The sequence below is a fragment of the Methylobacterium sp. J-030 genome (assembly GCF_022829545.1).
Lineage (GTDB): Bacteria > Pseudomonadota > Alphaproteobacteria > Rhizobiales > Beijerinckiaceae > Methylobacterium.
Genome location: NZ_JAKSYM010000322.1, coordinates 76,124 through 85,927 on the forward strand (window position 1 = coordinate 76,124; position 9,804 = coordinate 85,927).

Genomic DNA, 9,804 nt, shown 5'->3' on the forward strand with positions numbered 1-9,804 from the left:
CCTGCACCCGCACAAGGGCTCGCCCTTCTTGAAACCCGGACTTTCCGACGCTTTGCGAGGCCGGGCTCAGGCGATGCCGGCGCGGAGCAGGTCGTGGACGTGCACGATCCCGACCGGCCGCCCGTCCGTCACCGCGAAGACCGCCGTGATGAGCCTGCGGTTCATCAGCTCCAGGGCGGCCTGGGCGAGCTTGTGCGGCTCCACGGTGATCGGATCGCGGGTCATGACCGTCGAGACCGGCGTGTCGAGCAGCGCCGGACCCATGTGGCGGCGCAGGTCGCCGTCCGTGACGATGCCGACGAGGCGCCCGGCCCCATCCGTGACGCCGACGCAGCCGTAGCGCCGGGCCGCGATCTCGATCAGCACCTCGGACATCAGCGCGGTCTCGTGGACCAGCGGCATGTCCTGCGGCCCGTGCATCACCTGCTGCACGGTCTTGAGGCGGGCGGCGAGCGTCCCGCCGGGATGCAGCGTGTGGAAGCGCGCCGAGGTGAAGCCGCGCCGCTCCAGCAGCGCCACCGCCAGCGCGTCGCCGAGCGCCAGCTGGATCAGGCTGGAGGAGGTCGGCGCGAGGTCGTGCGGGCAGGATTCGCGCACGCGCGGCAGTTCCAGCAGCACGTCGGCGGCCTTGGCCAGCGTGCTCTCGCCGTTGCGGGTGATGGCGACCAGGGGAATCGAGAAGCGCCGGCTGAAGCCCACGAGGTCGGACAGTTCCGCGGTCTCGCCGGACCACGACAGGGCGATGATCACGTCGTCCCGGGCGATCATCCCGAGGTCCCCGTGGCTCGCCTCCGTGGGGTGGACGAAGAACGCATGGGTGCCGGTGGAGGCCAGCGTCGCGGCGATCTTGCGCCCGACATGCCCGCTCTTGCCGATGCCGCTGACGATCACCCGGCCCTTGCTCTGCAGGATCGTCTGCACCGCCTCCTCGAAGGCCACGCCGAGGCGCCCCTGGAACGCCGCGCTCGCCTCCTGCAGGGCCGCGATGCCGAGCTGCAGGCTGCGGATCCCAAGGTCCCGGGTGGTGGCCAGATGCGGCGACGGCGCGTCGTAGCGGTCGTCGTGACGATCGTCGCGCAGGGCGCTGGAAGCGGGAGCGTTCATCGGTTCCGTTCTGAACCCGGCAATGCGAAGCGTGAGGACCGACGCTAGGCAGCCGTCGTGGTTGAAATGTGACGCCGGGACGACGCAGGGCCGCACGTCGGTTGTCCGCAACCCGGTTGAAGCCGCGCCCGCCCGGGTCCATGCTGGCGGCACGCCACACCAGCCACGAGGGCACGCGCCCCATGTCGATCCGCTTCCCCGAACCCGATCCCGCCATCCTCGCCCGGCGCGAGGCGATCCTGGCCGGCCTCGCGCCCCTGGTGGCGCCGGAGGCGCTGGTGGTGAGCGAGGACGAGCGCCGGGCCTTCGAGACCGACGGGCTCACCGCCTACCGGCAGATGCCGCTCGCCGTGGTGCTGCCCTCCACCACCGCGGAGGTGGCGGCCGTGATGGCCTACTGCCACGCCGAGGGCGTGCGGGTGGTGCCCCGGGGCGCGGGCACATCCCTCGCGGGCGGCGCCATCGCGCAGGCGGACGCGATCATCCTCGGCGTCGGCAAGATGACCAAGGTCCTCGACATGGACTTCGCCAACCGCACCGCCCGGGTGCAGAGCGGCATCACCAACCTCGCCATCTCCGGGGCGGTTGCCCACGAGGGCTTCTTCTACGCCCCCGACCCGTCGAGCCAGCTCGCCTGCACGATCGCGGGCAACATCGCGATGAATTCCGGCGGCGCCCACTGCCTCAAATACGGGGTGACCACCAACAACCTGCTCGGCGTCACCCTGGTGCTCAACGACGGCACCGTGGTCGAGCTCGGCGGCCAGCACCTCGACAGCGGCGGCTACGACCTGCTCGGCCTGGTCTGCGGCTCGGAGGGGCAGCTCGGCATCGTCACCGAGGCGACCGTGCGGATCCTGCGGGCCGCCGAGGGCGCGCGGCCGGTGCTGGTCGGCTTCTCGAAGGTCGAGGATGCGGGCGATTGCGTCGCCGCGATCATCGCGGCCGGCATCATCCCGGTGGCGATCGAGTACATGGACCGCGAGGCGATCCTGATCACCGAGGATTTCGCGAAAGCCGGCTACCCGCGCGACGCCGAGGCGATGCTGATCATCGAGGTCGAGGGCTCGGATGCCGAGTGCGACGCCATGCTGGCGCGGATCGAGCGGATCGCGCAAGGCTTCCGCCCGACGAGCATCCGGGTCTCGCGCTCGGAGGCGGAATCCGCCGCGATCTGGAAGGGCCGCAAGTCGGCCTTCGGCGCCACCGGCCGGATCTCCGACTACATCTGCATGGACGGGACGATCCCCACCGGCCAGCTCGGGCCGGTGCTGGAGCGGATCGGCGCGATCTGCGCCGGGAAGGGCCTGCGCGTCGCCAACGTGTTCCACGCCGGCGACGGCAACCTGCACCCGCTGATCCTGTTCGACATCAACAGGCCCGGCGAGTTGCAGAAGGCCGAGGAGGCGGGCGACGAGATCCTGAAGCTCTGCGTCGAGGTCGGCGGCTGCCTCACGGGTGAGCACGGCGTCGGCATCGAGAAGCGCGAGCTGATGCGCTTCCAGTACGATCAGGTCGATCTCGAGCAGCAGATGCGGGTCAAGGCGGTGTTCGATCCGGACTGGATGCTGAACCCCGCCAAGGTCTTCCCGCTGGAGGGCCGGCTCGCGGCCTGAGCTGGGTTTCCAAAGGGCTCAGCCCCGCCCTTCAGGGTGTTGAGCGATCCGACACCATGGCGTCGGGCAGGTTCGCACCGACCCCTTCCCGGGCGCATGGAGCGCCCGCGGAATGCGCCCCGGGACCCAGCCCACGACGCCGCCGAAGGGTATACCGGGATCACCCTGTGCCGCGGGCGCGGCGCCCTGTGCGCCGGATCCCGGATCAGGTTCCGCGTCGCTTCACCTATCCGGGATAGGGCGCGCACCATCAGCCCGGGGACCCCGATCCTGTGCCGCGCGCCCGGCCAAACAGCTTGAAAGGGCTGGGTCTCGGCCTTTCGAAACCACGAGGTGAGCGGCCCGCGCGGCGCGGGCCTTCTCGTGATCCCGCCAAACAGGCTCCGCGGGGCCGCGTCAGGCGGCCTCGACCTTGCGGCTGCGCCCGCGGCCCCCGGCGGCCGCATTTCGACGCCGGCCCTGCGGGGCGCCGGAGGTGGCGGCGTCGTCCGCGGGCTCGTTGTCCTGATCGGCCTGCTGGCCGCGGCCGGGCTGACCGAGGCCGAGGCTCTTGGCCAGCGCCGAGCGCTGCGCCGAGTAATTTGCCGACGTGGTCGGGTAATCGGCCGGCAGTCCGAACCGGTCGCGGTAGCTCTGCGGGTCCAGGCCGTGCTTGGTGAGGTGACGCTTCAGCGTCTTGTACGACTTGCCGTCGATGAAGCTGACCAGCCCGTCGGGCCGGATCGATTTGCGGATCTGGGCGGGTGTCGGCCGCTCGACAGTGTCGGCGGCCGGAGCGGCCGGACCGGATCCGATCGAATTCAATGCGCTGTGGATGCTCGTGATCAGGGCAGGCAATTCGGCCGAGGGCAGCGAGTTGTTGGAGACGTAGGCCGCGACGACGTCCACGGTCCGTTCGATAAAATCCAGTTGGGATGTCGGCGCAGCGTCGGACATTCTCTCTTTCCTTGCCTTAAAACCTGGTTGGGTCCCCTCTTTTCGCGAGTTAAGACACCGACCGGAAAAAGCAAGGTCATCCTGATATCGCTCCGTGCCTAAACAAAAGTCTAAGTATGCATCCACCGTCCATACATACAGGGTGCGGTTGCATTGGCGACATTTGGACCGCACTTCCCGGCCGCTTTATCGCGGTCCGTCGGCCGAATGCTGCGCGGATCCGGAAAGCAAGTTTTCGTTGATGGGAGAGACCTTTACCCCCAAGGGCCGCCCTAGTCTCGGGCGGTCCTGCGACCGGGTTTATCGATCTGTCGGCAAGAACTGCAGCCCGCGCGCAAGATTTCGTGAAAAATCTGCGTGGCTGCGACATTCGGTGCCATCACGCGATCGATTGATTCGCGCGCCACCAACCTCAGGTCATCCCATCGCGGGGGTTCACGCGAAGGTCTTGCGTGGATCGAACGCGTCGCGCACCGCCTCGCCTGCAAAGACCAGCAGGCTCAGCATCACGGCGATCACCAAGAAGCCCGTGAGGCCGAGCCAGGGGGCCGTGAGGTTGTCCTTGCCCTGCGCCAAGAGTTCCCCGAGCGAGGGCGAGCCCGGCGGCAGGCCGAAGCCGAGGAAGTCCAGGGAGGTCAGCGTCGTGATCGATCCGTTCAGGATGAACGGCAGGAAGGTCAGCGTCGCCACCATGGCGTTCGGCAACAGGTGCACGGTCATGATGCGAAGATTCGACAGGCCCAGCGCCCGGGCGGCGCGGACGTATTCGAAGTTCCGGGCGCGCAAAAACTCCGCGCGCACGACGCTCACCAGCGCCACCCAGGAGAACAGCAGCATGATCCCAAGCAGCACGAAGAAGCCCGGGGCGATGAAGGCCGAGATGATGATGATGAGATAGAGGGTCGGGATCCCGCCCCAGACCTCGATGAAGCGCTGGAAGGCGAGATCGACCCAGCCGCCGAAATAGCCCTGCACGGCGCCCGCCACCACGCCGATCGCCGAGGAGACCGCCGCCAGGATCAGGCCGAACAGCACCGAGATCCGGAAGCCATAGATCACCCGCGCCAGCACGTCCCGGGTGGTGTTGTCGGTGCCGAGCCAGTGCCAGGGGATGTCGGCGCAGGTCGCGCCGCCGAGCTTCTCCGCCACCGGCTTGCACTGCGCGTCGGTCAGCATCCAGGTCGGCGGCGACGGCGAGGGGGTCGGTAGATCCTCGTTGATCGTGTCGTAGGAGAACGGGATCGGCGGCCAGAGCGCCCAACCGTTCCCGGCGATTTCGTTTCGAATTTCGGAGGAGCGGTAATCGGTCTGCGCGAGGAAGCCGCCGAACTTCTCCTCCGGATAGTCGACCAGCACGGGGACCAGCCACTCGCCCTTGTAGGACAGGAGGATCGGCCGGTCGTTTGCGATGAACTCGGCGAACAAGCTGAGGACGAACAGGGTCGTGAAGATCAGGAACGACACATAGCCGAGGCGGTTGCGGCGGAAATTGTCGAGGCGGCGCCGGTTGAGCGGTGACAGGCCGCGCCGTCCCGCCGGGGCGAGCGGCGGGGGCGCGCCCTCGTCCGGCCGCAGGAGGATCGGCTGGGCACCGGGCATCGGCGCCGGCACGGCCGTGCTCTCGCCTGGGCGGGCGACTTCGTTCATCGCGGGAGGCTCCCGGGCTGGCGCGGGGGCGTCCGGCCCGCGCGGCGGGTCGCGCGCTCGGCGCATCTCAAGCTCAAGCGCGGGTTCCCCGCGCCCCGTTTGCGGGGAGAGGCCCGTACGGACCTCGTCGTCCGTACGGGAAGCGCAGGCGAAGCCGGAGCGACGGTGAGGGGGCGGCTCCGGAAGAGACTGGTCCGTTCAGGCCCCCTCACCGTCGGCTGCCGCCTCGCCGCGCTCCCCGACAAGGGGGAGACGCGGCCCTCTCCCCGCAAGCGGGGCGCGGGGATTCCTCCCCGCATACCGGGAGGCCGGTGGCTGCCATCCCCCTCAGACGTCGAGCCGAGTCGCGGTGCCCTCGATCTCGCTCGGGCGCAGGCCGCCGCTGCGCTCCATCCAGCGGCGCAGCAGGCGGACGTTGCGGCGGTTGGCCTTGAAGGCGGCGTCGAACAGATCGCCCGCGATCGGCACCGCGCCGATCAGCCCGTCGAAGGCGACGTTGAGCCCCATCCGGGTCAGCAGCCAGCGCGGCGCCCCGAGGCGCCGGGCCTCGTAGACGATGAACGACGAGATCACCATGCCGGCCACGTCGCCGATCACCGGCACGAGGCCGATCAGCGCGTCGAAGCCGACCCGCCGGTTGATGCCCGGGATCACGAAGGCCGTGTCCATCAGGTGGGCCAGCGTCTCCAGCCGGGCGAGGCTCGCCTCGCGGCCGAGATCCGCCGACAGGAACGGCGGCCGGCCGCCGGAAGAGGTCTCGGCCCGGGCGAAGCGTCCGGTCGGGGGGGCCTGGGTGAAATCCATGGTTGCGGTCCGTGGGAAAGCCATCGCGTTCAACGATGTGGCCCCCCGGTCGGATCCCCGCAAGGAAGAGGCGTGCCTCCCTCATGGCCGGCTCGGAGCGAGCCCGCTCATCCGGTCGAGGGCGGCGTCCAGGGTGGCGTCGTCCTTGGCGAAGCAGAGGCGCACGAGCGTTCGCACGGAGGCGTCGGGGTAGAAGGCGCTCACCGGGATCGCCGCCACGCCGTGTCGGGTGACGAGCGCCTCGCAGAACGCCGCGTCATTCTCTGGGCCGAGGCCCGCAATGTCGATGTTGAGGAACCACGTGGCCTGTGCGGGCAACACGGAAAAACCCAGCGCCCGCAGGCCGCCGGCCAGCCGGTTCCGGGACCGGGCATAGCCCGCCCGCATGGCGTCGAACCAGTCCGGCGGCTTGGCGAGGCCGTAGGCCACCGCCTCCTGAAGGTTCGGCGGCGTGGTGAAGGTGAGGAACTGGTGCGCCTTGGCCAACCCCTGCATCAGCCGGGCCTCGGCCATCACGAAGCCGACCTTCCAGCCGGTGAGCGAGAAGATTTTTCCGGCCGAACCGATCTTCACCGTCCGCTCGCGCATGCCGGGCAGCGCCATGAGCGGCGTGTGGCGCGCGCCGTCGAACACCACGTGCTCCCAGACCTCGTCGCAGACCGCGGTCACGTCGAACTGACGGCAGTACCAGGCCAGCAGCGCGAGGTCGTCCTGCGCGAACAGGCTGGCGCCGGGGTTGAGCGGGTTGTTCAGCACAACCACCCGGGTGCGGTCGCCGAAGGCCGCCGCGAGGGCGGCCTCGTCGAGGCGGAAGGCCGGCGGCGTCAGGGTCACGACCCGCGGCACGCCCCCCGCGCGCCGGACCAGCGGCAGGTAGGCGTCGTACAGAGGTGCGAACAGCACGACCTCGTCGCCGGGCTCGATCAGGGCCAGCAGCGCGCCGGCCAGCGCCTCCGTGGCGCCGGAGGTCACCATCACCTCGGTCTCGGGATCCAGGGCGAGGCCCTGGTGCCGTTCGTAATGCGCCGCCACCGCCGCGCGCAGGGCCGGCACGCCCATCATCGGCGGGTACTGGTTCCATCCGTCCACCAGGGCCCGGGCGCCGTGCCGGCGGATGTCGGCGGGTCCGGGATCGTCCGGAAAACCCTGGCCGAGATTGATCGCGCCGTGGGCCCGGGCGAGCCGCGACATCGTCTCGAACACCGTGGTGGGCAGCGTCGCGAAGGCCGGGTTCATGCGGGACGGAACGGGCGGTCGTGCCGGAACGGGCTCAGCATGGCCGGGCTGTAGCACGGGCGCGCGGGAATGAGGAATGTGCGCCGCCGCACAGACGCATCGTGCCGCCGGAAACGGATGGCTGACGAATGTTGACTTTCATCACTCGTATCGTAGGTTTCCCTCACGGCCGGAACGGCACATCCTCTGACGGGGCTTCGCCCCCTCGCCCCGTCATCAGGATGCCGCTCCGGTCCTCGTGAAGGACCATCGACTTGCGGGTCGGTGGTCCTTTCGACGTTTCGGGGCCACGCTTCCGGCAGGGCCGCCCCCGCTCGATCGCCCGTGGCCGTTCCGGAGCCGACGATGCCGACGGTCTCGCGCTGCCTTCTCCTCGCCCTGCTGATTGCGGGTCTCGGCGTCGCCTTGCGGGGCGCCCTGCCGGTGACGCCCGTGGACGGCGCGTTCCGGGCGGTGCTGCGCGCCTACGCGTCCCCGCAATCCGCGGCCCCTCCGGGATCCGGGGACCGTCAGCAACACGACTGAAACCTCGCCGCCCTAGTGACGGCGCATTGGGCGGGCACCGATCGCACGCCGACCGGGCGGCGAAGATGTCGCCGCGGTCATGAGCCGTACAGGCCCCAGATAACGTTATGGGCTTAGGCTTCACGCCGGGGGTCGTTTCCGCCCCGGTGCGATACGGGACGGAAACGGTCTCAGACCCAGTCTCCGGGACCGGCGTCGCGGGGGCCGGTACAGGGGTTCGGATACGCGGAAACGGGGCCTTCCATCGGAGCGACCGCCTCGGCTCCCGTCAGACATGAGTCAGCCATGAACGAGAGTTCACCGATCCGGACCGACACGGCCCGCGCCTACCAGCCCGGCGAGGCACCCGTGCGCGATGTCCGGCGGCGGCGGTTCCGGCCGATCCGCTGGCTCCTGATCCTGGTGCTGCTCGCCGGCGCCGGGGCGATCGGCCATCGCCTGTACGAGGCCCGGACCGACAAGGGGGCCGAGCCCGCCATGGCCCACAAGGGCGGCGGACGCGGCGGCCGGCACGGCGGAGCCGACATGCCGCAGGCGGTGGGCATCGCCTCCGTCACGACCGGCGACATGCCGGTCGTACTCCAGGGCCTCGGCACGGTGACGCCGCTCGCCACCGTGACGGTGAAGTCGCAGATCAGCGGCTACCTCACGCAGGTGCAGTTCCGGGAAGGTCAGAATGTGAAGGCCGGCGACGAGCTCGCCCGGATCGACTCGCGACCCTACGAGGCCTTGCTCGCCCAGTACCAGGGCCAGCTCGCCCGCGACCAGGCGCTCCTCCAGAACTCGAAGCTCGATTTGCAGCGCTACCAGACGCTGAACCGGCAGGATTCGATCTCGAAGCAGAACGTCGACACGCAGGCCGCGCTGGTGAAGCAGAACGAGGGCACGGTGGCGGCCGACCAGGCGCTGGTCGACCAGCAGAAGCTCAACATCGCCTACACCCACATCACGTCGCCGGTGGACGGCCGGGTCGGCCTGCGGCAGGTCGACCAGGGCAACTACATCTCGGCGGCCTCGACGGCGATCGTGGTGGTGACCCAGCTCCACCCGATCTCGGTGGTGTTCACCCTGCCGGAGGACGACGTCGCGCGGGTGATGCGGCAGGTGCGGGCGGGCGCCACGCTCACCGTGCGGGCCTACGACCGCGGCGACGCCCACGAGATCGCCACCGGGCGGCTCGACACGGTCGACAACCAGATCGACACGACCACCGGCACGGTGAAGCTGCGCGCGCTGTTCGACAACGCCGACGAGGAGCTGTTCCCGAACCAGTTCGTCAACGCGAAGCTCACCGTCGACACGGTGCGGAACGCCACGCTGGTGCCGAATGCCGGCCTGCTCCAGGGCACGCCCGGCACCTACGTCTACCTGATGGACGGGGCCAACAAGGTCACGGTCCGGCCGATCAAGACCGGCGAGACCGACGGGACCACCACCGTGGTGGTCTCGGGGCTGAAGGCGGGGGATCGCGTCGTCACCGACGGCACCGATCGGCTGAAGGACGGCGCGCCGGTCCGGATCACCGAGGGTACGCAGGCGGCCGCGGGCGACGGCAAGGCCGCGGAGTCGAAGCCCGATGGCAAGGGTGAGGCGAAGCCGGCCGAGGCCGCGGCGGATGCGCAGGGGACAGCGGAGGGCGGTCGTCGGCACCGGCGCCGTCAGGCGGAGTGAGTTCGGGGTTGGCGCGCGCTAGCCGCTTCACCCCCTCCCCCCTCTGCGGGGGAGGGTGGCCGCCGACGGGGGTTGGGAGCGGGGCGCCCGGCTTCCGGACGAGACGTGGCCTTCATGAAGCTCATCGCTTCATTCTGCACCGTCGCCCGCCTCTCCCGACTCTAGCTGACGCGCGGGCCACCCTCCCCCGCAGAGTGGGCGGGAAGGCGGTACGCCCGTCGTGAACCCACCCCGCCTCCTCATCATGCGGCCGGTCGCCACTCCG

8 protein-coding genes are annotated in these 9,804 nt (G+C 70.0%); 3 read left to right on the plus strand and 5 right to left on the minus strand.

All coding sequences use genetic code 11. The features are described 5' to 3' along the window. Window positions 1-66: 66 nt before the first annotated feature. On the minus strand, window positions 67-1,104 hold the full coding sequence (locus MKK75_RS25290; protein ID WP_244045254.1) for an SIS domain-containing protein: 1,038 nt from the start codon (window positions 1,102-1,104) through the stop codon (window positions 67-69). A gap of 182 nt (window positions 1,105-1,286) precedes the next feature. Here MKK75_RS25290 and MKK75_RS25295 point away from each other — a divergent pair, with 182 nt between their 5' ends. Next, complete coding sequence (locus MKK75_RS25295; protein WP_244045255.1) at window positions 1,287-2,720, plus strand: FAD-linked oxidase C-terminal domain-containing protein; 1,434 nt, start codon at window positions 1,287-1,289, stop codon at window positions 2,718-2,720. Between the two features lie 396 nt (window positions 2,721-3,116). On the opposite strand, the gene MKK75_RS25300 is transcribed toward MKK75_RS25295, so the two are convergent. The 4 genes from MKK75_RS25300 to MKK75_RS25315 form a co-directional block, all read right to left on the minus strand. Further along, window positions 3,117-3,656, minus strand: coding sequence for a MucR family transcriptional regulator (locus tag MKK75_RS25300; RefSeq protein ID WP_244045256.1), 540 nt, complete (start codon window positions 3,654-3,656; stop codon window positions 3,117-3,119). Between the two features lie 435 nt (window positions 3,657-4,091). Continuing rightward, window positions 4,092-5,303 carry an ABC transporter permease gene (locus MKK75_RS25305; RefSeq protein WP_244045257.1) on the minus strand — a complete coding sequence of 404 codons (1,212 nt, stop codon included), beginning with the start codon at window positions 5,301-5,303 and terminating at the stop codon, window positions 4,092-4,094. A 327-nt stretch (window positions 5,304-5,630) separates the two neighbouring features. Further along, on the minus strand, window positions 5,631-6,107 hold the full coding sequence (locus MKK75_RS25310; RefSeq protein WP_244045258.1) for a DUF4112 domain-containing protein: 477 nt from the start codon (window positions 6,105-6,107) through the stop codon (window positions 5,631-5,633). A gap of 81 nt (window positions 6,108-6,188) precedes the next feature. Then, window positions 6,189-7,343, minus strand: coding sequence for an aminotransferase (locus MKK75_RS25315; RefSeq protein ID WP_244045259.1), 1,155 nt, complete (start codon window positions 7,341-7,343; stop codon window positions 6,189-6,191). Window positions 7,344-7,688: 345 nt separating this feature from the next. Between MKK75_RS25315 and MKK75_RS25320 the strand changes: the two genes are divergently transcribed. Together MKK75_RS25320 and MKK75_RS25325 are read left to right on the plus strand one after the other, a co-directional pair. Beyond that, window positions 7,689-7,868, plus strand: a complete 180-nt coding sequence (locus tag MKK75_RS25320) for a hypothetical protein (protein ID WP_244045260.1) — start codon at window positions 7,689-7,691, stop codon at window positions 7,866-7,868. A gap of 285 nt (window positions 7,869-8,153) precedes the next feature. Beyond that, window positions 8,154-9,539: an MdtA/MuxA family multidrug efflux RND transporter periplasmic adaptor subunit gene (locus tag MKK75_RS25325; RefSeq protein ID WP_244045261.1), complete on the plus strand. Its 1,386-nt coding sequence runs from the start codon at window positions 8,154-8,156 to the stop codon at window positions 9,537-9,539. Window positions 9,540-9,804: the final 265 nt, after the last annotated feature.